The sequence below is a fragment of the Bacillota bacterium genome, from assembly GCA_018333655.1.
GTDB lineage: Bacteria > Bacillota > UBA994 > UBA994 > UBA994 > BS524.
The window spans coordinates 1-22,555 of record JAGXTJ010000003.1 but is presented as its reverse complement, the minus strand read 5'-3'; the positions used below and the strand labels follow the sequence as shown (position 1 = coordinate 22,555).

Here is a 22,555-nt window from a genome sequence, read left to right as displayed (position 1 = left end):
TTAAGGTGCGGCCTCGAGCCTAACTTCGACTGTGAACAGGGTAGTGCTGCGGCGAATTTCAAGCCGCACTACGCCATTGACGCCGGTAGCGGCGATTAGATTGCGCATGCGCTCAAAGTCTGTCAGCAGTTCGCCGTTCCACCTGACGATAACGTCGCCACGGCGGAGCCCCGCCACATGGGCTGGGCTACGAGCGATAACGGTGTCTATAAAGATGCCCTCGGTGACTGTGATCCCGTACTGGGTGGCGATGGCCGGAGAAAGGGCGATACCACGGATACCTAGCCAGGGGCGAATGACCTTGCCATAACGTACTAGGTCCTCGATAATGGGTCGGGCGACATTGATGGGTATGGCAAAGCCCATGCCTTCGACACCGGCAGCCGTTATTTTAGCCTGATTAATGCCGATGATCTGCCCTCGTGCATTGGCCAAAGCCCCGCCTGAGTTACCGGAGTTAATGGCGGCATCAGTCTGGATTACGGTGAAGGAGATGTCATCCATGGTCAGCGTTCTCTCCACGGCGCTAATGATGCCCGCCGTAACGGTGCGCTGGAACTCAAGCCCGAGGGGGTTGCCAATGGCTACGGCCAGTTCGCCGACCAGTAGCGCCGCGGAGTCGCCAAACTCGGCCACGGGCAAGTCGCGCTTGCCTTCGGGCAGGTCGGCTAGGTTGATGCGCAACACCGCCAAGTCGGTAATGAAATCTGCCCCGACAACCTCTGCTCTGACTTCTACGCCCTCGGGGAAGACGACGCGGACTTCCGCCGCGTTATCTATAACATGCTGGTTGGTGACGATTAGTCCCGCTTTGTCAAAAATAATGCCGGAGCCTGTGCCTTGCTGGCGCAGTGTGGTGACCCCGCGCGTGGCACGACCGAGGTTAACGATACCTACTATCGTCGGGCCCACCCGTTCGGCCACATCGACCACCGCCCCGCGCGCTACCATATCAAACAAAGTATTCTGCCCGGTCAGGGGCGGCGCAGTCGAGTTAGCGAAATTAGGCGTATTGCTGGGATGGGGCAAAAGGCCCCCGAAAATGTAGCGTGGCGCGACATATGAGCCCACCACCCCGCCTAGGATAGAGGCCACTATGGCCACGGTCATCATGAGAAAGAAAGGGAATCGGCGTCGATAGTAGCGCGGCCTACCCGTAAACTCAGGAAACTCACTCATCTTGCTTTCTCCTTTCATTAAGGACATTACAGAATTGTGCACAAAAAGCACCACTATGGGTGCTTTAAACTCTGCTTGGTAGCGCGTACGGGACTCGAACCCGTGATTCCGCCTTGAGAGGGCGGCGTCCTAACCACTAGACTAACGCGCCACGTAATTGGCAGGGGATGAAGGATTTGAACCTCCACAAACTGATCCAGAGTCAGTCGTCCTACCGTTAGACCAATCCCCCATGCTGACAGAGAAAATTATAGCACCTTAAAAAAACACCGTCAAGAAAACCTCATTGGCACAAGATGGGAGACGTCGCCATCATCACCTTCCTTCGCTAATTCTATCATAGCAGCGCGCTCTCTAAAATGATAGCAGCAAGGTGTGGCTTATTTATGAACAATTTATGAGCAAGAATTAACAAAATATGCGCCTTTTCGCGGCAATTTAGTTGGCCAGTGGCCAGCTTTCGGGCACGCCCGAATGCGCGTTAATAAAATATACTCCCGCGTTGGTGCGTATTCTCCATACGGGCACCCCGCGCCAGGACGGATCAATAGCATCGTAGATAGGGCTGTGGTAGCCGAACAAGACCTCAAGTACCTCCATGGCGCCAGTCTCACCTCTGTTGAGACGGTGATTGAGCAAGCTAAGCACGGCCCCACTTGCCGGCAGCACCGGCTTTGCGCCGCCAGCCTCGAGGGCCACATTCAGGCGGCTCATCCACATAGCTGCCACTTCGCCACCTTTGATGACCATGATGATGTAGCCAGGAAAGATGCGGTTGCCCCTAAAGGTTTGCACGTATTCAACGCGGTAGCTCCCCTCCTCGAGGGGGATAACGCTGTCAAAGACAAAGTCTCTGGGTCCGTCCATTCTATGACGAAAGAATTCTTCCGCTACCTGCACCGCTTGTTCAGCGTCGAGGGGCGCCTCTGTCTTGGCCACCGCGCGATTATGGTACGAAATGTACCCCTGAGTTGTTATGACTAAGTCCTCATGCCCCAAGACGAAGCTAGTGGGTTGCTCCACCAAGGGACGGTCATCAGTAGTGGCAATAGTAGAATGTACCGCCTCGTCGCCCAAAATTTGCCTGCGCAGCAGGTCAATGTCGTTATGATTTAGACGCCGCAAAGAAACCTGCGCAAAAGGTGCCCTTAGCGCAACAGTTGGTAGTGTGCCAGTAAGCACCACCTCGTGAGCCTGCAAGGCGCGCAGCACGGCCTCGCTGGAGGCGCGGTCCGTTAGGCCTAGGTACATTTCTAGCTCTGGCACAAAGTAGAGTCGCCCCGCGAGCAATATATTTAATATGAGAAAGCTTACGATGAGGAGCGTTTTTACTCGTCCCCAGTCCATCTACGCATCCTCCTCTCTCCCTTTGCGCGCCATTAACGGGGCACTACGTCGCCAGTAAAGGCATTAACTAAGAACAGCTCTTGCCCTTGTTCGATAACCCATACGGGGTAAAGAAACTCGGCCGCTTCATCGAGGTGTCGCTGGTAGAAACCCACATAAACATCAGTAATGAGCTTGTCTTGCAGCAGGTTCTTCTCCACTGCTTGAATGGCCGCTTCGGGCGTTATAATGCGGGTAGGCGATGCCCCCGTGTCGATCGGGTGGTATACTAAGCGCTCGTAATCTGAGACATGGCGCTCATTTACGGTGAGCGCGATTTGCGTACGCGGAGAAACAAGTGGCACAAAGGCGACACGCCCGTTGAGATTAATATGTGTATAGGGGACAAAGCGAAAGGCTATCTGTGGAAGCCCGGAAGTAGGGGCCGAGACCTCCATGTAACTAAGCCGCACATCATCTGGCCAGCCCCCATGACGAGCCACAAAATTGAGTGCCATAGCGAGAATGAGGCTGGCACGGGCGTTAATGTCGTAAGTGGGGCGAAACCAAGTTGTCGATACATACTGTACGGCGCTGCTAGGGTGCAGGTACACATGCCGCAAGCCATCGGTGAAAGACATTCTGCCGTCGCGCTCACTCACTCTTCGCACTAACGACCAGTCAGGGAAGAAACCCGCTATGAGTTGGCTGTTCTGGGCCCGCTCGTGGCGGGCTAAAAGTTGCGGCCAAAGCCCTGGCTCGGCAGGGACATAGACCCAGGGTGCCGCTCGAGCACGTAATCGCGGCGTGAGCCGTCTAATTGGCTCTCCCTGCCAGCTTTGCTGTGCTGTCGCCAAATGAAGCGCTGTCTGCTCTCTAACTCGCGAGGGCTGGTCCGGGCGCGCGGCATTTTCCCAAGCTAGGTACACGCCGCGCTCGGTGTCCCAAAAATAGACGTGATTAGAATGGGTGCTCATCAGCACTCTATCCATCACATGTTCGGTGCCAAGTCCTGAGGGTTGCACGCTCTGTGCTTCTAGCCACATGCGCATTTGCACTCTGCCTGCCAGCTTAACTTCTATGCTGTTGCCAGCATAGGCGCGCTGCCATTCTTGCTCGGTGATAGAGCGCACAGAAACCATGTGCCCTCCGCTGATGAGGCCCCGAAAGAACTCCCACGTCTCCGCAAAGCCAGGCTGCCCCGGGCTAAGGCCGCGAGACTCCTCTGTCAAATGCAAGTTTATAGCGATAGGGGCCATCAGCTCTAGGGGCATGGGCTCGGGGAAGTCGCCGCGCAGAGCCGTAGCCCCGGGCGGCGCGTAATGGACAAGCCATAACTGCCCGGTCATGTAGACGCTAGTTAAAATCAGCACCACTAGCGTCGCGCTTTTTAGCTTCTCCCACATGTTACTTCACCTGCCCAGGGGGATTCGGCTTGTGGCGAGGCAGTGAGAAATACACCTCAGTACCCTTACCTACTTCACTTTCAATTCCTATCGTTCCGCCGTGGGCTTCTACCAACTGCTTGGCAATGGCCAGCCCCAGGCCCGTACCGCCGAGCTCACGGGAGCGAGCCTTGTCAACCCGGTAGAAACGCTCAAAAATACGCGATTGGTCATCGCTTGGAATGCCTGGCCCATCGTCCTTGATGCCGACACGCACCATGCTCTCGCTCACCTGTAGAGAAATAACGACTTCTCCGTTTTCGTGGGCGTACTTTATGGCATTGGCAATGATGTTGACTAACACTTGCTCAACTTTGTCGGGGTTAGCCATAACAATGGGTATTTCTTCACAGAAGTCAGTGCCAAAACGCACCCCGCGCTGACAGGCGGAGAAAGAAAGCTTCTCTAAGACGTCTATCACTAGCTCATCGAGGAGGACGGGGCGGCACTGCAGGTTATGCCGCTGGTAATCGAGTTGGGACAAAGTAAGCAGGTCTTTAACTAGGCGATCCATCCTGTCGGCCTCTTCTGAAATGACCGTAATAAAGTTGCCGGCGAGCTCTCTTGACTCCAGCGCTCCGGTAAGAAGAGTCTCGGCATAGCTTTTGATGGTGGTGAGGGGCGTCTTTAACTCATGCGAGACATTGGCCACAAACTCTTGCCGCATGGTTTCGAGCCGCGATTCTTCGGTTATATCTTGCATAACAATGATGACCCCGGTAACCGCACCCTCGGCGGAGTGAAACGGGGCTGCTATGGAGCGCACCGCAATAGATTGGGGAGAACCGATAACGACTTCGGTAACTTGCGGGGCCTCTCGCTCTAAGAGGCGCTTGACATCACCAAAGCTTAGGCGTTCGAGTATATAGGCTACCTGCGAATACTCGGTCAGCCCTAACATATGCCGCGCCCTAGTATTGGCATGAATAATGGTGCCGGTAGTGTCCATGGCGATAACGCCGTTCGTCATCTGGGTGAGGATGGCCTCAAGCTTAGTTTTGTCGTTGTGTAATTCGGTTAGTGTCGCGCGTAGCGTGCTGGTGAGGTAGTTAAAAACCTCGCCTAGCTTGCCGATCTCGTCTTTAGACTTAACTTGAACGACGATGTCGAAGTTGCCCGCCGCGAGACTTGCGGCCTTGCTGGTTATCTCTTGAATGGGCTTCGTAATTGTTTGGGCCGCGAAAGTGCCGAGCAATATGGTCACGAAAATAGAGAGCAGGGTGGCATTTAAGAGACGCACCTGTACTTCGTGCAAAATACGGTAAGTATGGTCTAAGGGCTCGCGCACAAAAATGCTGGCGGCCTCTGTATTGACTTGGCCATGGCGCACGGTCAGGGTGATTGGCTGGGCTAAAGTATAGAACTTGCGCCCGCTGGCATCCTGCCAGACGGCATCAAGAGCTGTTTGCACATGCATGCTCTCTAAAATAACGGCGTACTCACCAAGCACATACAGACCACGCATCGCCTCGGCATTGAGGGAGGTGGCCAAGATTCGCTGTTCGGCGGTGAGCAAAAAAACAATGGCGTCCTCCTCGCGGGCACGCAAGTCGTTTAGTATAATCTCTACTCTGTCACGCGCTAGGGGGCCGCGCTCTGCTTCAATTTCAAGCACTCTTAAGAGCTGTGCTCCGCGCGTGCGTAGTACCGTACGCGCCTCTTCGAGGTACAATTCCTCAATGCGCTGCAACAGGTAGAAGCTGACAAACTGCATGGCGACCATAATAAGAAGTATGTAGAGGAGTATAAGCCTCCACCTGATGCTACGAAACATGCTATCCCACTTCCGATTCGCGGAAGTAGTAGCCTACTCCGCGGCGGGTCAAGACATACTTAGCATTGCCCGCGCTAGGGTCATCCTCAATCTTCTCGCGCAAACGGCGCACTGTCACGTCTACAGTTCTGCCGTCACCAAAGTAATCATACCCCCACACCTCTTTAAGAAGGTGCTCGCGGTCGAACACACGGCCACGATGTAGCGCTAGGTACTTTAGTAGCTCAAACTCTCTCACCGTCAACTCAATAGGCAAGCCCTCTTTGCGCACTTCGTACTTGACTAAGTCGATGACGAGCTTGTCGCACCAAAGCGAAGAAACATCGTTTTCCTCAGTGGTGACTAAAAGATGGGCACGACGTAAATGCGCTTTAACGCGCGCGACTAACTCACGAGGACTAAAGGGCTTGGTGATATAGTCGTCTGCCCCTAAATCTAAGCCTCTAACCTTGTCACTTTCGCCTTCTTTGGCCGTCAACATAAGTATGGGGTTGTCTGTGGTGCGCCTGAGCTCTGCTAGGACTTGAAAGCCGTCGAGCTTAGGCAGCATAACATCTAACAGTATAAGGTCGGGGATTTGTCTAATGGCCATGTCGAGGGCGTCGCGACCATTAAAGGCGAGGTCTACAGAAAAACCCTCGCGCTCGAGATTGTACTTCACAATCTCGGCAATGGGCTTTTCGTCTTCCACAACTAGTATTTTTGGACTCAAACTAGCCCCTCCCTTTATAAGAACACTATGTGAACTTTCGCCATCAGGGGCAGTTCTCCTGCAGAAATCAGACGCCTCTCTGCCAATGCCCACGTGTCAATAATCCCCAGTCGGCCATGAGGTTGCCGCGCAGTATCTTGGCGCGCTCTTTATCTTCTCTAGCTTCGAGGGCCTGAGTGTATAGACGTACAGTTCGCTCTACAAGTTCCGCTCCTACCCCGGCAATGTCGAGCCGCAAACGAGAGATGGGCATGCCTAGCAAGGCGTACAGAACATCGATGTGACTTTGTACTTGCGAGTTAAGTAAGTAGGCGCGGCCTACCATGTCTTCTGCCAGCGAAAAGCGCATGCCTTTGCGATCACGCAGAAAGGCGGCATAGCCGCTATTCTCAAGAACCATAAGTAGCTGTCGGCTATGCACCACTACCTCTACTTCTCTATTGGTTTGCCGATTCATGCGCCGCAATTCGGCTTGCGAAAGCTCTAGCGAGGCGGTGACCGACAAGAGCCCCGGCAGGGCCTCTGCTGCGTAGCTGTTCAGTACATTGAGCCCCACATCACCGCGCACTCGACCACCCTGCTGCAAGATTAGCTCCACGCCGCCAAGAGAGGAGGCGTAGTACACTATGTCCTTGTGGATATTTTTTTGCCAGGCGGCTTCTTCTTCGGTATGCATAATGCGCGGCAGACGCAGCGCCACGGGTATGGCCACGATTTCTTTAAGGGCTTTATACCCCTCTAACTGCTCACTTGGCCCTTCTTCTGCCCATTCTTTGCCGAGAATGAGCTCTCGCGCGCCAGCGCGGGCGGCGACAAAGGCCTCGCTGGCATCCGCCACGGATACTACCAGCAGGGGGAGGGAGCGGGCTTTTGTTTTTTCGGGCAACAGGTACACAGGTGCTACGGGCTCTACCGGACAGGGATTACCCCAGAGCTCCTGGCTCAATAGTTCCACAGCGCGCCTACGACAACTATTGATTTCGCTGATAGACAAGAAGACAAAGGGGTCCACCTCTGCCCGCACCTCGCCCATGACAAAGGGCGTTCCCCCTAGCTTAGAGAGCTGACGCTCTAAAAGGGGCAGGGGAGCGATCTGACCCTTAGACCTCTCTAGTGGTTCGTCCCCCCAGACTGTAACGGTATGCCCGAGGCAAGAGAGAGAAACCGTAAGCAGCCCGCCCTCTCTGCCCGAAACCTGCCAGCTAGCAGGTGGAGTGGGGGACGAAAACTTCAGCACTTCGTCCATGAGCTCTTGGTTGCGGCGGGCGTCAACTAAGCGGTTAACTACCTGCCCCATTTTGTGCCTCTTGGTAGTGGCCACTACACCTAGGGCGTTCTCGCGATAGTTTATGGTTAACGTCACTGTTTCGTCCTGCCCGAAGGCCAGCACGTCGCCAGAGTGCGCCGCGACCGAGAAAGACACCACGGCTTGTCCCTCTTTGTTCTCCACCACCGCCCCCACTTGGACCCCCCGATGACCGGGGCTGTCGCCACTATAGAGGGCGCGACCAGGCTTGCCGTAGAAGAACCCTGTGGTAAAACCTCGGTTAAAGGACTGTGCAAGCTGCCTTTGCTCGAGGGGAGTACTGGCATGCGAGCCTTTTTCGCAGATATTATCTATGGCCCGCCGGTAGATACTGACTACTTCGGCCACATACTCGGGGCGTTTAAGGCGGCCCTCAATTTTTAAGGAAGCGCAATTTAAGGCCATGACCTCGCTAAGATGCTCTAGCCGACAAAGGTCTTTAGGGCTCAGGGGGTAGGAATAAGACGCGTCATTTTCGCTGTAGGGCAATCGACAAGGCTGCGCACACTGACCGCGGTTACCACTTCTAGCACCCAAGAGAGAGCTAAAGAGGCATTGTCCGGAGTAGGCGACGCAAAGCGCCCCGTGGATAAAGACCTCGCAGGGCAGCACTTTGGCCTCTACGATTTCTTTAATTTGCCCCTTGGTGAGCTCGCGCGCCAAAACGACCCTGTGGAAACCACGCGCCGCTAGTGCCCTGACGCCAGAAAGCGAGGTTGTAGTCATTTGGGTGCTCGCATGGAGCTCTAAAGCGGGCAAGTATTGCCGTAGAAGACCGGCCAAGCCTAGGTCTTGCACTATGGCCGCATCCGCCCCTATGTTGTGGGCGCAGCGCAAAAAATCTAGGGCATCTTCCATCTCGTCGTCTTTAAGCAAGGTGTTAACGGCCACATAAACCTTGACCTTGCTGCGATGGGCAAAGAGCACTGCTTGCGCTAAGGTCTCTAAAGAAAAGTTTTCGGCGCCCTCGCGCGCGCTAAACTTCACCCCGCCAAGGTAGACTGCGTCTGCCCCAGACTTAACCGCGGCCCTTAAAGCTGCAAAACTCCCCGCAGGGGCTAGCAGTTCTGGTTTTTGCACTGGAACCTCCCCCTAGTAAAAAAGGCGGCCTTGGCCGCCTGTGCTATCTAAAAAAGGTCAACGGATCAAGGGGTCTGCCTTGACGATGAATCTCAAAATGCAGGTGTGGCCCAAAGCTGCGCCCTGTATTGCCTACATGAGCAATTACTTGCCCCTTTTCGACCACATCGTTCACTGCAACTAAGAGACGTGAGGCATGGGCATAGACGGTGGCATAGCCGTCGCCATGCTCTATGCGCACCATGTTGCCATAGCCACCCCCCCAGCCGGAGAAGGAGACTATGCCACTATCTGCGGCGCGTATGGCGGTACCCGTAGGAGCGCCGATATCTACACCTTCATGAAAGCCGTCCCAACGCCTACCGAAGGCTGAAGTGACGCGCCCGGTGGTAGGCCAGAGAAAAGCGCCTGTACTCATCGTGGGGGCCAGCTTAGTGCCGCGTGCTACCACTTGGGCCGTGGGAGCCGCAGTCTGCACGCGCGACACGATGTCGCGAGCTACTTCTTCACCATTAACCGCGGTTACGCGTGCTACTACCTCTTGCGTGCCCGGCCGGCCGGGGGTGCGCACGCGCCTGTCCCAATGCCAGAGCGTGTTGTCCACCACATTGGTGGTGGCAAAAGGTACGTCCTGATTGAAAGTGACCTTTGTCACCGTCTGTACCTCTAGGAAGGGTTCTTGGATGGTAAGGTTGAGTGTTGCGCCTATCTGCAAGCGCTCGGGGCGTATATGCGGGTTAGCGGCTGCCAAGACGCTGACGCCTAGTTGGTGCCGCATGGCGATCGTCCAAAACGACTCGCCTCGTTTAACAGTGTGAGTCAGGATGCGTTCGCTACCATGCAAGAGAACGTTCTTCGCTGCAGCCGGCTCGTGTATTTCCTCGATGGTGCGGTATTCTTCAATAATCTCCGTTTCCTGGAGAAATTCGACCGTTTCGAGTTGTGCGTTCGGCTGGGTAGGGGTGAACGCATTTTTCACCTCGGCAAGAAGCTCTTCGGCTTCTTTACGGGTGGCCAAGGCAGTGACAGGCATGCCATCTATGACAATTACCGCGGCTTTTTTGCCGAACTCTAGGCGAGGTAGAATCTCCTCTTTAACGGTGGCCAGTTCATCACTAGATAAGCTGAACTTCGGCACGTAGGCGATATGGCTAGATACCCCCACATCCCAGCCACGCTCCTCGCGAACTTGCTCGGTGTGGGCAGTTATCGCTGCCGCAAGCGCTTGCCGCTCACGCACTAGTCCGACAAACTCGCCGTTTAGACTGACCTCCCACGCCAAAGATTGCAGAGCGAAGATACTGCACAGAGCGACAAACAGGGCTACGCCAATTGCTTTGTACTTACTTTTTTTCAACCACTGGGTAGAGGTGCTCACTACCCTTTTGATACCTTGCACCTTTTCATCACCTTTCCTTTCGCAAAAAAGCTGGTGCCATGAAAAGCACGGCATACATTGGGCAGATACCAGGCCTACTTTGTACTTCGCTGTCCTAGGCAGTTTTCCTGCTAAAACAAGATAATTCGTCTCAACTAATGGTCATGCTCCCCAACAAAAAGGCAAGATAGCCTTTCCATGCATAACTATTCTAACTTCTTGTCTATAGTACGGCTTGGCACAAAGGCGCGCTAGGCAGGGCAAGTGACAAAAAACCCCCGTGCGGGGGTTAGCGTGTTTTGGAGCGGGTGAAGGGAATCGAACCCTCGTAGCCAGCTTGGGAAGCTGGTGCTCTGCCATTGAGCTACACCCGCGCTCATCCCGTTCATTTTAACACATAGCACTAGGCTGTGCCAAGTTAACGGGCACCGAAAGTGCGCAACAAGTCGACCATGGCCGCATGGCCACCTAGCTGTGCCATTGCAATGGCGGTATGTCCCTCTACAGTTGCTTTTACATCAGCCTGATACTCAAGCAGCAAAGCGGCGATGGCTAAGCGGTTGTCTTGTGCGGCCATTAAGAGCGCTGTGGCTCCCTGGGTGTTGGCGAGATTGACCTGTGCCCCAGCTTTGAGCAGGGCCTCTACGAGGGCTTCATGCCCTTCCTGCACGGCCACCATGAGAGGCGTAAAGTCGCCCTCCATCGTAGCGTCAGCCGCCGCCTGGGCACTTAGTAGCCGCGCCACAATCTCCGCATGGCCCGCTTGTGCAGCTAGATGCAGGGCTGTCGCCCCATTGGGCAGCTTGGCGGAAATATCTGCCCCTTTATCTAGCAAGTACCCTAGGCTCACCATGTCTTGGCTGTCTACAGCGAGGAGCAGGGCGGTGGCGCCGTTCTCATGGGTAAGGTTGACGTCCGCTCCTTTGTCCAGCAAAAGCTTAGTCATTTCCGGCAGGACATTATACGCTGCCACATGGAGCGGCGCCCACCCCTCTTGGCTGACTTGGTTGGGCGAAACGCCTGCGGATAGCAACATCTCCACAATGCCGCTGTGCCCCTTGTTGATCGCCGCCAAAAGCGGCGTATGACCTGCGTCGTTTTCGGCGGCAGTGTCTATACCCGCACGTAGTAGCAGCTCTACAATTTCTGGCTGACCCGCCTCAATGGCGGCGAAAAAGCTCTCCGCACTAAACGCCACACCTTGGCGCATCAAGGCCGTGCGTGCAGTCAGGGCACAACCCGTCAACATACTGAGGGCGATGATAAGTGCGGCGAGCGAAATAATCTTACGCATATGTCCACTCCTAATGTGTATTTCTCGTACTTACTTCGCCACCTCGGCAGAAATACCTGCGCCAGGGTAGCTGGAAATAGTAAGGGCCTCCCCTGACTTACGCTAAGCTTCGCATCAGCCAGGGGCAAAACTCTTTAGCAGGGGCTAGACTCGTCCCTGAGCGAAAGAGCCCTAGAGAAGCCGACGACGCTAGAAAGCCTCAAAGATCTTTCTTGGGTCTGGCTTAGCGGATGCTACCAGAACAAGCCCCCCTCGGCATTAGATAACAAGAGTCCTGAATTCACCTATGCAGAAACAACCGCCCGAAGAATCCCGTCCCCTTACTGCTAATTAAAGAAAGAACACGCGAAACGTTGTCCTCATCTCTTACAGAGTAGGCCGCAGTCATTGAACCTAATCCTTCTCTGTTGTCAAACAATCTGGCATCACTAAATTGTCTACAGCAGCGCTAATCCTTAACTTCCTATTGCCAATATCATACTATTAGTTTGTTATTCTATTAAGAACGCATGTTCGCTAGGGGGTGCTCAGCTTGACCCAGGGGTTTGGTGGCCCATGGACCCTTATTAAGCTAGAGATGCTACAAAGATACTTAGGATTCTATACGACGGCTCTAAAAAAACAAAACTTCAATCTGTGCTACATTGACGCATTTGCAGGAAGCGGCAACGTAGACCTGAAGACAGAGCAAAGCGTTACTGGCTCAGCCCTGAGGGCTCTTGACTATCCCTTCGATCGATACATATTTATCGAGCATGATGAGTCATATTTAGCAGAGCTCTCGAACAAATCCGGCGAGAAAGCCCCTGGAAAGCGCATAGACTTCTTTCTAGGAGACTGTAACGAAATGCTTAAGAGTATCTATACATACAACTGGCGTGCAAACAACTGGCGCGGAGTCATATTTTTAGACCCTTATGCTATGAACCTTAGATGGGAGTCACTAAAAACCATTGCCCAGAGTGAGGCTTTTGATGTTTGGTATCTCTTTCCCCTATCAGCTCTTATTAGATGCCTGCCCAAAGAAGGTCGCATCCCGAATAGCTGGCAAGAGAAGATCAATGCACTCCTCGGGACACATGAATGGCAGAAAGAACGCTACCATGCACCAGCACAACTCAGCCTATTTGATGATGAAAGGGTAGAGCGAGTCGAGGTAGAAGATATCAAGGCATACGTGATTAAGCGTCTGAGGACTATCTTCCCGGGGGTTTCTCCAAGTCCAGCTGTGTTACGGCAATCCAAAAATGCTCCGATGTTTTTACTCTGTTTTGCTATTAGTAATCCCAGTCACCGTGCGATACAATTGTCTTTAAAGGGCGCAGACCATATCCTTAAGTACAAGTCATAGGAAGGGGGAAGTGATAGTGTCTGCTAAGTCTAAAATTGAGTGGACAGAAAATACTTGGAACCCTGTCACCGGCTGCACCCGTATCTCCGATGGATGCAAGAACTGCTACGCTTATACTATGGCCAATAGACTCATGCACATGGGAAGCGCGAAGTATGAGGATGGCTTCAGCGTGAGGACCCACGAGTCAGCCCTTGATGAGCCGCTAAAGTGGCGCAAACCGAGACTAGTTTTTGTGAACTCCATGTCTGACCTATTTCACGAAGACATACCCTTCCGCTTCATTGAACAAGTCTTCGAGGTCATGAACAAGGCTCCAATGCACACTTTTCAGATCTTGACTAAGCGCGCTCTGCGCCTGGCGGAATTAGCACCTCAGCTCAATTGGACTCCGAACATCTGGCAAGGAGTAACTGTCGAGAGTTCTGAGCACAAATACCGTGTTGACGCCCTTAGAACCGTTGCTTCTGCAGTTAGATTCATATCCTTTGAACCCCTACTGAATGATATAGGAGCAGTGAACCTCTCTGGCATTCAATGGAGCATTGTAGGCGGTGAAAGTGGACCAGGAGCTCGACCTATGGAATCTGACTGGGTGTTGAACCTAAAGGAGCAATGCGACCAACAAGTCGTGCCCTTTTACTTCAAACAATGGGGTGGAACACATAAGAAAAAAGCAGGGCGAATCCTTTTAGGGCAGACCTGGGACAACATGCCCATAGTCTCCTCTGCAAGCAATTAAGCCACCCCAATTGAAATACCGCAAGGCCATATGGAATTTCATTAAACATTGAAATTCCCTAGCTGTTTGCCATTATCGTTGGCTACAACTGTGACAACGGTCTAGCACAGAAGTAGTCCAGGCTGAACTCATAACGCGCACAACCTAGGACACTGCCCGGCAGCGCGGATACACAACATAAACCCTGACCCCCTACCCAGGGGTTTTCCACATTATCCACACTATCCACAACGACTAGCATGTGCCGCCGTATTGATTGGCGTTAGAATTGCTACTAAGTTGGCAGATTGGCGCATGACTTCTCGCGTAATTTGGAGGTGATAAATTCCCTGCCCAATTACGCGAGAGGCAACACCACGGCCAACTATCATTATCCTCCAGATATCAACGAGTACACTCTTCTAAGCTCGACCTTCTAAGCTCGACGACCACATGACTAACAACCCCCAAGGAAAAACTAACGGCTCTTCTCCCTAGGTGTAACTGCTGTTAATCGATGCTACCCTTCGAGCATCTGCGCCAATTCTGGCCCCAAAGCTTGCCACACCTCGTGGTGCTTCTTTGAGGGTCGTGAACAGGCCTCTCTAAAAGTTATAAGCAAGAAGTTATTGTCTATCTTCTCCCTGGCTTTCTCTGGAGCGAGGTAGACTACCCTGACTGAACCGTCTTTGGGATAATGTTCAAGCTGAGACTGTAAGGTTCTGTGCTTGCGGTTAGCGTTCTTTGACGTAGCTATCTGTTGTGTCTTCTCATATAAAGTCGCGAAGCCCTCTTTTTGGGCTGTCTGATAATATTTTAACTGCGCTGCCTTGATAGAACTATGATCAGTTTTAAGCACTACCAGTATCCACTGATGAGCGTTGTCACTAGACTTGAGCAAGACCAGATAGTCAGAATTATTGCTTTCGTTATTATTTTCCTTCTTGAGTGGAAACTCAGGAATCACGAAGACTGCTTCACCGCCTAACACCCCAGCTATAATCTCACCTATAAAGGGTGCAAGAAGGACGTCTATCCTCCGCTCCAGCTGGTATTTTGGCAACTGCCTCCATGACTTCATGAGCGTCAGCATTTCTGTCACGTATTCATTGTATGAGTTAGCCAAACAAACACCCTCCTACTAGTAGTTATAGCGCAAGCACACAAGTTGCCTCACTATAACAATTTTTATATCAATATTGCGGCCGCCACAACAAGCATGTTGGGCGCAAAAAGTCAATTCCGCGACCTTGGCTTTGTCGTCGGACAGCCTGCCGTCCCTTCGCGCATTCACACATACAAGTCCCGTCGCCCGTAGCAGACGTAAGTGCCTACAACTAGCACTATGACGATAACGAGCGAGAGCACTAGGAAAAACGGCTCAATAGCCCGGTCACGCAGCAGTCCTGCCGCTTCGAAGTACTCAAAGGGCGATATGTAGCGCAAGAACCTCATTTGCTCGGTCAGTCCGGACACGATGGACGCTATGTACAGGGCAAAAACCAAACCCATGCCGAGGCCTGAGGCGAGCTTATGGCGCCGAGTCAGGGCTCCCAGGAAGGTACCTAACGCCAAGAACATGACCATGATTATCCAAGTCGTAATTATGGCCCGGGAAAAAAAGGCGAGGAAGTAGGGTTCAGCCTCGTGAGGCAAAAGCATGCCCAGAATACTTGCCGCGACAATGACGAGCAGAATTATCGTGCAGAGTGCGCCGGCTAAGAGCTTGCCGGTAATGACGCGCGCCCGTGTGAGGGGGAGCGTCATAAGAAAACCTGCTGTTTTGTCGCGCTCTTCTTTGGCCACCAAGTTATGCCCGAGCATCGTGGCGTACACCGCTAAGGTTACGTTAATGAACACCATCGCCATACTTAGGTAGCCGCTTACGGTAGTTAGATTAGCATCGAGCATGCCGAAGGCGGCGAGCAGCTCGCGCGGCATAGCATCAATGACCGCCAGCATTTCGGGATTCTTGTAGTAGGCAGCAAACTCCACGAGCATCATGGCCACAAAGGCGGCCATACTCGCACCCCAGATTAAGAGCGATTTCTTGTTCGCGTAGAGCTCGCGCAGCACAAGGTTCATCATCTACCCACCCCCCTAAGTCGCAGACCGCAGGTCGCGCCGCAAATACAGGCGTACCGCAGCGAAGTTAGCCACGATAATGAAACTCACGCTGATGGCCGTAAGCAGTGGATGCCACGCCCCCGCCAGCAAAATATAGTTCGGGTCGAAGTGGTAGTATGGTGAAAGCAAGCCGAGCAGTTCTCCCCCGACAATGCGGCGCAGAGCGTTTAGCATGTACAGGACGAAAGACACCCCTACCGCCGCGCCTATCACGCTGACGGTTTTTTTGCTCACTGCGGTGACGACAAACCCAAGGCTAAAGAAGAAAAGTTGAAACACGGGCACGGTCAAGAGCAGTGAAACTAGCGGCCAGAGCTCGTAATCCGCAGCGCCACGAAACAGGTTTATCGCCAAGAACGAACCGAACCACACGCCCACGTTAGTAATGAGGAGCGCCCCACCCGCCGCCCCGTACTTGGCGAGTAGGATTTGCGGGCGGCTCACCGGTTTGGCATAGAGAAAGTCTGCCGTCATCTCACGTTCTTCTACCGACATAAAGTGAAAGCCATAGTAAGCGCTTTGTGCGGCAATCACCAGTTGTGTAAACGCAAAGGAGAAGGCAAAGAAGCCCGCCACAGTGGCGAGGCTTAGTTCGCCCCCCATGCCAAAGGCCTTAAGCAACTCTTCCGGATAGTGTTCGAGAAACAAGTCGAGCATCGCCGCATCTTGCGCCAACACAGGATAAAATGCCATAAACATTACAAGCAGCGCTACGATGCTCGCTATCCAGACCGCCAACGATCCTATGTACTTGCGCAGTTCAAACATGAAGATATTCATGCCGGCCCCTGCTCATAGTAGTGCATGAATATCTCCTCCAACGAGGGGTCTTCGATCACGACATCTGTCAGCTCATGTTTCGCCACCGCTTGGACTAAGGACTGGGCGCTACCCTTGTAGAAAAAGCGGGTAGTGCCATTTTCGTGGTGAAAGTTAGTGACCCCGCTTAACCCCAGAGCCTCTGCCGTGAGCCCGTAGGATCTTAGGGCCACCTTCTTGTAATTCTCCTGGCGCAGAGTCTCGATGCTTTCGAGCCGGATGACATTGCCGTTTTTCATAACGGCCACGCGATGGCAAAGCTGCTGTACTTCGGAGAGAATGTGCGAGGAGAAAAAAACTGTTACGCCTTGCTTGTTTTCGGCAGCGATAATGTCAAAAAACCTCTTTTGCATCAACGGGTCTAGTCCGCTTGTCGGCTCATCAAGCAACAGCAGTTTAGGGCCGTGCAGCAACCCCTGCACAATGCCTACTTTCTTTTTATTTCCATATGAGAGGTCTTCAATCTTGCGCTCAAGACTTAGCTCCATCGCTTCGGCCAACTCATGAATACGCTCTGTGCAGTCCTTTTTGAAGAAGCTCGCCGAGTACTTGAGCAAGTCGATAACCTTCATCTGGTCGTAGCAAAAGACTTCTGAGGGCAAATACCCGATGTGTTTGCGAATTTTCGGGCCGTGCTGGATGCAGTCTAACCCAAAGATAGAAGCGCTGCCGCTGGTAGGGAACACTAGCCCAAGGAGAGTTCGAATGGTTGTGGTTTTACCTGCGCCGTTAGGCCCGATAAAGCCGAAAATCTCGCCTTCTTTAACGTCAAAACTTAAGTTCTCGATGCCCCGCACTTTGCCGTAGTACTTGGTTAAGTGCCTAAGCTCAATAGCGTTCAATGACAACACTCCTATCGGCATGATGCTGCTAGGATTCGCTTGGTTTGGGTGATATTCCTGCTCGGCTACCTTATGTGCTTCTTGTAAGACTAATTTCCTCAGTTTTGCAGAGCACTCTTCCTCTGGCAGCCTAGTTATTCTGGGAGGCCCTTGTAGAAGTGCCGCGGGCTGGCTGCGACACCTTTCCTAGCATGCTAAACAGCCCATGAGGTGCATGCATGACTGAAACTACCTTCGCTTGCCACATCTATGTCGCACCGCTAAGAGATGCCCTAGTGGCACTTGCGTCGAAAAAAAACAGGACACGGGGGTAGCCCGTGCCCTGTTGCATTACAGCTCGTCCCTTGTCGGCAGTTGGAGTAGCCGGCAGTAGTCCTTAACCATCCTGTATGAGGGCTACTCTATAGCCCATGTGAGTCGTTCCACTACAACTTTATGTAATATGAGAAACGCCAGTGACCAAGGTGCTGCAATGGTTCCTGGCGTTTATTTGTTGGTTTTGCTGTAAAAGTTGCCAAGCAATCCACTGGAGCCGATGAGGGGATTTGAACCCCTGGCCTGCTGATTACGAAATAGAAAAGAGCGTTCGGTTGTACCCTGTAGTTATAGATAGAGCCTTGATATTGCACGTTATTTTGTAGTGAGACCCCCTGTGACCGAGGCGCATTTTGGACCCCTCGGCACCTTTTCGGCACCTCGACACAGTTGCTCCTCTGCCGCTACGGCGAAACGAAAACCCTCCCGTTAAGGTCCTATGCTTGACCCAGAGAGCCTTGTCATTGCTGGTGCGCCATCAGGGATTCGAACCCCGGACCCACTGATTAAGAGTTATCTGCCGCGTTCTGCATCTCATGTCCGGTCGTGTCGGGTAGTGTCGTGGAGCGTGTAAATACAAGGGTTTTAGCGCCCACAAACACTTGTTCGCATCCGCTCATTACGCGTAATTCCCTCGTCGTTGCTGTCAAAATTGCTGTCAAAGATGTGCCGTCGGGAACTTCGCAAGTCATGCGCCCAAAATCTAGTTTGCCTCGATCTCAACACTCTACAAGATTCCCTTGGCACTACTACCTTGCTGGGAATATTGATGTTTCCTCACCCCATGTGATGTTCTACTAGATCTTTTTAATTTTGTCCAAATGACAATATTTCCTGACTACCGTTAGGCGCGTTAGTTAGAATAATAAACCTATTGTTAGCTCTGTGCCTATATGTCCTTGCAGCGGTTGCCCCTAGAGAGTTAGTATAGGTATACATTGCTGATAGTGTGCCGTTGTTTAAACGATTTATGATGTCAGTTCGCATATCTGATGCTGCATTTAAATAAGCAACTAGGTTGTTTGATCCAACTGTACTTCCGTGCTTATCAAAATGATATTGAAGGCTAGCAGCTCGAGTTGGAAATGTACCCCTATGCCATCCCCCCATACTCAGAGACGCTTCCGTAAATACCAGTGAAGCAGCGCCCTCTATGACTCTAACTTGAGAACCATCTCTTATAGTAACAACAACAGCGTAGTTTGTAGTAGTTCTGATAAAAGGGATGTTAAAGCCAAAATTGCGCCCAATTATCGGCGGGACAGAGGCAGTTTGCGTGAATGGAGTTGAGTATCCTGTTGCAGTAACCCTTACTGTAACCGAATCCAGCGTATCAACACCAATGTTATGAACTCTTACGTCTAGCCCTGTACCACCTGTCCGTGCGGTTATAGTAACAGGAATAGCGTTGTATAAGTGTGGCGAAATGACTTCCGTACCTTTCGGAATTTCCGTAACTTCCTGAACAAAACTAGAAGTTACGATGGGTAACAGTGTCCATCTTTCAGTTGCATTTACCTCTACAATATTACTGGTGAATAGCATTGCAAACGCAATCAAAAAACTAAGAAATGTTCTCATTTTATTCATTATGACCCTCCTCCTGCAAAGTATCATAGATACGTAATCATTCATCTATATTATGACTCTAAATTAAATAAAACCCATTACACCCCAAGTATCCAAAAATAATCACAGTCATTATTTTTATGCAATAACCACTCATCAACTTCTTTAAAAAACGACGAAAATAGAAGAGAGCCTTCTTTACCTAGAGTGCACACTGCTTTCAAGTCATTCCATTCTTGTACATGAATCTTTTTTGGCCCATAATAAGGGTAATCCACAAAGATAATGCCTAAATATGGCGATAATGTCCAGAAATCTTCACAGTCCAAATAGAGAGAATCTTCGTTTTTATGTTTTATGGCATCATCACGAGACTGGCTGCAAGCATTGTAGGGCAAACTGGAAGGATTGGCTAAGGCAAACTCGTAAAAAAAACTACCCTGTTTTATCATGTCACCCTGATTTAATAATTTCATTACATTGCCTCCCAAAATACTTATAAATTATGCGTTATCTCCCGCAAAATGGACAATAGTTGACTAAAAACTCCTATCAGCTAACTTGACGCTTTCCCCACGGCTAAAGCTGGGGGATTCTTTCTCAGCCTAAAGCCGAACTACACTGCATCTGCGGACGATAGCGCAGATCAGAGGGGGACTCCATCGCCCCAACTACTGGGTTTGCGCCCAGATACTTTTATCAGATGTTCCACGCTCCAACCCCCTCGCGGTGGTAGCTTAAGCCGCACTAGCAGCGATATTGCCACCCGTTTGGTTTATTCCGCTTTGTATTCCTTTACACGCCGATAAAACGTATTCCATGTGAGGTTCAGACGCGACATCGCTTTTAGCGCCGTTATTTCTCCTCTTCTCCATTCGAGATAAACACCCTGAAACCTGCTTTTATCGACCTCAATTTTCTTTCGCCCCTTATATTTTCCAAGCTGTTTCGCAACCACAATGCCTTCGGCCTGGCGCTGTAGTATGTAGTCACGCTCAAGCTCGGCCATGGCGCCGAAAAGGGTGAGCATGAATTTCCCGGCTGGGGAGGCTGTATCTATACTTTCTTTCTTGCTAATGAATTCCACCCGTTTTTCTGTCAGCACGTCAACTAGGCGAAGCAACTCTCTTGTATTCCGAGCAAATCGACTGATGCTTTCAACGATTACGGCATCCCCCTCGCGGACAAAATCAAGGAGCTTTTTTAGCTCTGGTCGGTCGGCGTTTTTCCCACTCGCTCTATCAATAAAGACTCTATCCACGCCAAGCTCGCACATCAAGACCTCTTGGCGAGCTGTATTTTGTTCCGCTGTGCTGACGCGCACATATCCAACTTGCATATGGCAGATTTTCGCTCCTTTCCACAATGCGCTTTCATCATACAAAATGCGTCCCAAATAAATCAAGCCTTTACATGGGACGGCTCAAAATAAAAAATAGAAGTCTTGTGGGACAGAAAACACTCCCCCCAATGACCTCTACCCTATTGGGACTGCCGTGCCTGGATCAAGCTACCTATCCCTTCCATCGCTGGGCCTTGCGGTGTGTGTGCGCATGCCCTTTTGGTCGATAGGAGCGACCTCCTTGGCTGCTAGCCTTACCTCTTCGATAGCCAAGACATACTCTAGCGCCTTCTCCTCAAGGAGCGAAAAGGCACAGCAATTGCTGATCATCAGCGGCTCTTTGCGCTTGACTACTGCATCGTATGTTTCTTGCGCTTTTTTTCTGATACGCTCTCTGTGCTTATTACAGAAGGCATGCTCTTCCCGTAGAAGCTCTCGGTATTTAGCGTCTTCCTTTGCGAAATCCTTCATCTTTGCTTGGCCGCTTGGAATCGGGAACATGAAACTAAACCTTACACTCCCAACGGGGCGGCCCTGATTATTAAGAATGACGATGTTTGACCGTTGTTGCTCCCTAAATGATGATACGGGAGCAAAGTATTGATGGCCATTTACCTCCAGAACAATGCCGCAGGTGAACTTCTCATTCCTTGTTGAGGAAATGTGCGGTATTCTGGGGTCCCATTGGTGCAGATAGCGAAGGTACTGTTGATCAACGTCGTAAAATTTAAGCTCGTCCATACATCCTCCTTGGGCGTTCTACTGATTAATCCTATCTATTGAAGACAGCAGGACACGGTTAGCCCGTGCCCTGCTGTATTACCAGTCGCCCTTTGCGGTGGCGAAACACCCGAATCCACAACTCGCCCTTAACGGTGGCGAAACACCCGAATCCACAACTCGCCCTTAACGGTGGCGAAACACCGTGGATTAATTTGATATCTACGTTAATCCTATCGGGAAAGCCGCTCTGTGTCAACGGAAGTCTCAAAAAATTTGCAAAACGCGGTGCTACCAGCAGGCGTACCTATATCCTTTGTCTCTGATCGTCTGAAAAAACTTATTGCCAGTGGCAATATATTGTGTAGCGTTTCCCCCTATTCTTCTTATCTCTCTTGCCAGTTCTCTGAGATAGGAGTCAAGGGTTGACTGCGAGAAAGTTCTATCAGATGACATTTCTGATCTCCCCCTCCACTATATTGAACCGCAAAAACTCCGGGATAGCATTTCGCATGCTTTTGTCTTTCCATTTGGTACCTTTCGTAACAACATCCGCCATAATAACACCTAGTGGAAACAATGGTTCAGCTAGCTTGCAGCACCGTATATCATGGTACTCCCGACAAATAGGCAAGCTGTTTTCGCGGCTCAAGTAATCAACCATCGCCAACAAGTATAGGCTTTCGGGATGCCAATGCTTATCAAAATAGTGCCTGATATTCCCTGATTCTAGCGTGTAAATTATAAAGTCGAGATCTCCCATGTCCTTTACTTGGTGGCAAATTTCGCTCTTGAACACATCAAACGTACTCCTGCGTTCCATATTGGAACCCCCTTTTTCACGATCCCTTTTGGGCTAGAGCCTAAAAAGTTTCGCCGTCTATTGCTGCGGCTATGTCTTTAAGAGAGCGAAAGGGATTGGTGTCGTGCAGGTAGTGCAGCGAAACGTGCGGATAGGAGCGAAGCGAACTAATCACTCTGCTGTAGAAAGCGTGGGAGATATAGCCTGAATGGACAAAGATGAAGTCAATGTTACTGAACAGCGAGGAATCAAAGTGCGGTGAACCCCAAAAACTAGACACCTTAGAACTCGTTTTAGCTCTGTTTTTTGCGGTATTTCGTGTGTACATTTTCTGCGGCAAGGAAACACGTTAAGGCACAGAAAACGCGTCGCCTGAGCCAGTTTGCCGCAATAGCAGGCGGCGGCCCTTGACAGGTGGGCTGTTTGATATATGAGCGAGGGGCGTAGGCGAGA

At 51.5% G+C, this 22,555-nt stretch carries 19 protein-coding genes and 3 tRNA genes; 2 read left to right on the top strand and 20 right to left on the bottom strand.

Annotated elements, in window-relative coordinates:
- The 11 genes from KGZ92_00540 to KGZ92_00490 all read right to left on the bottom strand — a co-directional run bounded on the left by KGZ92_00540 (position 1) and on the right by KGZ92_00490 (position 11,494).
- Positions 1-1,179 (bottom strand): trypsin-like peptidase domain-containing protein, encoded by a 1,179-nt coding sequence (locus KGZ92_00540; GenBank protein ID MBS3887773.1) that lies wholly within the window; start codon positions 1,177-1,179, stop codon positions 1-3.
- Between the two features lie 76 nt (positions 1,180-1,255).
- Positions 1,256-1,330, bottom strand: a tRNA-Glu gene (locus tag KGZ92_00535).
- A gap of 7 nt (positions 1,331-1,337) precedes the next feature.
- Positions 1,338-1,411, bottom strand: a tRNA-Gln gene (locus KGZ92_00530).
- Between the two features lie 206 nt (positions 1,412-1,617).
- A complete protein-coding gene (locus tag KGZ92_00525) occupies positions 1,618-2,526 on the bottom strand; it encodes a two-component system regulatory protein YycI (protein ID MBS3887772.1) in 909 nt (302 codons plus the stop codon).
- A 32-nt stretch (positions 2,527-2,558) separates the two neighbouring features.
- Positions 2,559-3,911 (bottom strand): two-component system regulatory protein YycI, encoded by a 1,353-nt coding sequence (locus KGZ92_00520; GenBank protein ID MBS3887771.1) that lies wholly within the window; start codon positions 3,909-3,911, stop codon positions 2,559-2,561.
- 1 nt (position 3,912) lies between these two features.
- Positions 3,913-5,724: a HAMP domain-containing protein gene (locus KGZ92_00515; GenBank protein MBS3887770.1), complete on the bottom strand. Its 1,812-nt coding sequence runs from the start codon at positions 5,722-5,724 to the stop codon at positions 3,913-3,915.
- A gap of 1 nt (position 5,725) precedes the next feature.
- Positions 5,726-6,436, bottom strand: a complete 711-nt coding sequence (locus KGZ92_00510; protein ID MBS3887769.1) for a response regulator transcription factor — start codon at positions 6,434-6,436, stop codon at positions 5,726-5,728.
- A gap of 67 nt (positions 6,437-6,503) precedes the next feature.
- Positions 6,504-8,822, bottom strand: coding sequence for a U32 family peptidase (locus KGZ92_00505; protein MBS3887768.1), 2,319 nt, complete (start codon positions 8,820-8,822; stop codon positions 6,504-6,506).
- Positions 8,823-8,865: 43 nt separating this feature from the next.
- Complete coding sequence (locus KGZ92_00500; protein ID MBS3887767.1) at positions 8,866-10,221, bottom strand: peptidoglycan DD-metalloendopeptidase family protein; 1,356 nt, start codon at positions 10,219-10,221, stop codon at positions 8,866-8,868.
- A gap of 279 nt (positions 10,222-10,500) precedes the next feature.
- Positions 10,501-10,574 (bottom strand) — tRNA-Gly (locus tag KGZ92_00495).
- Positions 10,575-10,618: 44 nt separating this feature from the next.
- Positions 10,619-11,494: an ankyrin repeat domain-containing protein gene (locus KGZ92_00490; protein MBS3887766.1), complete on the bottom strand. Its 876-nt coding sequence runs from the start codon at positions 11,492-11,494 to the stop codon at positions 10,619-10,621.
- A gap of 532 nt (positions 11,495-12,026) precedes the next feature.
- On the opposite strand from KGZ92_00490, the gene KGZ92_00485 reads away from it, so the two are divergent.
- Both KGZ92_00485 and KGZ92_00480 read left to right on the top strand, forming a co-directional pair.
- A complete protein-coding gene (locus tag KGZ92_00485; GenBank protein MBS3887765.1) occupies positions 12,027-12,845 on the top strand; it encodes a three-Cys-motif partner protein TcmP in 819 nt (272 codons plus the stop codon).
- Between the two features lie 16 nt (positions 12,846-12,861).
- Complete coding sequence (locus KGZ92_00480) at positions 12,862-13,587, top strand: phage Gp37/Gp68 family protein (GenBank protein MBS3887764.1); 726 nt, start codon at positions 12,862-12,864, stop codon at positions 13,585-13,587.
- Between the two features lie 499 nt (positions 13,588-14,086).
- On the opposite strand, the gene KGZ92_00475 is transcribed toward KGZ92_00480, so the two are convergent.
- The 9 genes from KGZ92_00475 to KGZ92_00435 all read right to left on the bottom strand — a co-directional run bounded on the left by KGZ92_00475 (position 14,087) and on the right by KGZ92_00435 (position 22,123).
- On the bottom strand, positions 14,087-14,692 hold the full coding sequence (locus tag KGZ92_00475) for a hypothetical protein (GenBank protein ID MBS3887763.1): 606 nt from the start codon (positions 14,690-14,692) through the stop codon (positions 14,087-14,089).
- 164 nt (positions 14,693-14,856) lie between these two features.
- Positions 14,857-15,654, bottom strand: a complete 798-nt coding sequence (locus tag KGZ92_00470) for an ABC transporter permease subunit (protein MBS3887762.1) — start codon at positions 15,652-15,654, stop codon at positions 14,857-14,859.
- 12 nt (positions 15,655-15,666) lie between these two features.
- Complete coding sequence (locus KGZ92_00465) at positions 15,667-16,473, bottom strand: ABC transporter permease subunit (GenBank protein MBS3887761.1); 807 nt, start codon at positions 16,471-16,473, stop codon at positions 15,667-15,669.
- On the bottom strand, positions 16,470-17,354 hold the full coding sequence (locus KGZ92_00460; protein MBS3887760.1) for an ABC transporter ATP-binding protein: 885 nt from the start codon (positions 17,352-17,354) through the stop codon (positions 16,470-16,472). The genes KGZ92_00465 and KGZ92_00460 overlap by 4 nt, the downstream gene beginning before the upstream one ends.
- Before the next feature lie 1,122 nt (positions 17,355-18,476).
- Positions 18,477-19,259, bottom strand: coding sequence for a hypothetical protein (locus tag KGZ92_00455; GenBank protein ID MBS3887759.1), 783 nt, complete (start codon positions 19,257-19,259; stop codon positions 18,477-18,479).
- Between the two features lie 77 nt (positions 19,260-19,336).
- Positions 19,337-19,714: a hypothetical protein gene (locus KGZ92_00450; protein ID MBS3887758.1), complete on the bottom strand. Its 378-nt coding sequence runs from the start codon at positions 19,712-19,714 to the stop codon at positions 19,337-19,339.
- A gap of 299 nt (positions 19,715-20,013) precedes the next feature.
- Positions 20,014-20,577: a recombinase family protein gene (locus KGZ92_00445; GenBank protein MBS3887757.1), complete on the bottom strand. Its 564-nt coding sequence runs from the start codon at positions 20,575-20,577 to the stop codon at positions 20,014-20,016.
- A gap of 171 nt (positions 20,578-20,748) precedes the next feature.
- Positions 20,749-21,321 carry a type III toxin-antitoxin system ToxN/AbiQ family toxin gene (locus KGZ92_00440; protein ID MBS3887756.1) on the bottom strand — a complete coding sequence of 191 codons (573 nt, stop codon included), beginning with the start codon at positions 21,319-21,321 and terminating at the stop codon, positions 20,749-20,751.
- A gap of 424 nt (positions 21,322-21,745) precedes the next feature.
- Positions 21,746-22,123, bottom strand: a complete 378-nt coding sequence (locus KGZ92_00435; GenBank protein ID MBS3887755.1) for a hypothetical protein — start codon at positions 22,121-22,123, stop codon at positions 21,746-21,748.
- Between the last annotated feature and the right edge of the window lie 432 nt (positions 22,124-22,555).

Excerpts from the sequence above, each read along its gene's own strand:
- KGZ92_00520 (MBS3887771.1), bottom strand. The coding sequence starts at position 3,911 with ATGTGGGAGAAGCTAAAAAGCGCGACGCTAGTGGTGCTGATTTTAACT.
- KGZ92_00455 (MBS3887759.1), bottom strand. The coding sequence starts at position 19,259 with ATGAATAAAATGAGAACATTTCTTAGTTTTTTGATTGCGTTTGCAATG.
- KGZ92_00490 (MBS3887766.1), bottom strand. The coding sequence starts at position 11,494 with ATGCGTAAGATTATTTCGCTCGCCGCACTTATCATCGCCCTCAGTATG.
- KGZ92_00440 (MBS3887756.1), bottom strand. The coding sequence starts at position 21,321 with ATGGACGAGCTTAAATTTTACGACGTTGATCAACAGTACCTTCGCTAT.
- KGZ92_00445 (MBS3887757.1), bottom strand. The coding sequence starts at position 20,577 with ATGCAAGTTGGATATGTGCGCGTCAGCACAGCGGAACAAAATACAGCT.
- KGZ92_00435 (MBS3887755.1), bottom strand. The coding sequence starts at position 22,123 with ATGGAACGCAGGAGTACGTTTGATGTGTTCAAGAGCGAAATTTGCCAC.
- KGZ92_00525 (MBS3887772.1), bottom strand. The coding sequence starts at position 2,526 with ATGGACTGGGGACGAGTAAAAACGCTCCTCATCGTAAGCTTTCTCATA.
- KGZ92_00515 (MBS3887770.1), bottom strand. The coding sequence starts at position 5,724 with ATGTTTCGTAGCATCAGGTGGAGGCTTATACTCCTCTACATACTTCTT.
- KGZ92_00470 (MBS3887762.1), bottom strand. The coding sequence starts at position 15,654 with ATGATGAACCTTGTGCTGCGCGAGCTCTACGCGAACAAGAAATCGCTC.
- KGZ92_00450 (MBS3887758.1), bottom strand. The coding sequence starts at position 19,714 with ATGAAATTATTAAATCAGGGTGACATGATAAAACAGGGTAGTTTTTTT.
- KGZ92_00540 (MBS3887773.1), bottom strand. The coding sequence starts at position 1,179 with ATGAGTGAGTTTCCTGAGTTTACGGGTAGGCCGCGCTACTATCGACGC.
- KGZ92_00465 (MBS3887761.1), bottom strand. The coding sequence starts at position 16,473 with ATGAATATCTTCATGTTTGAACTGCGCAAGTACATAGGATCGTTGGCG.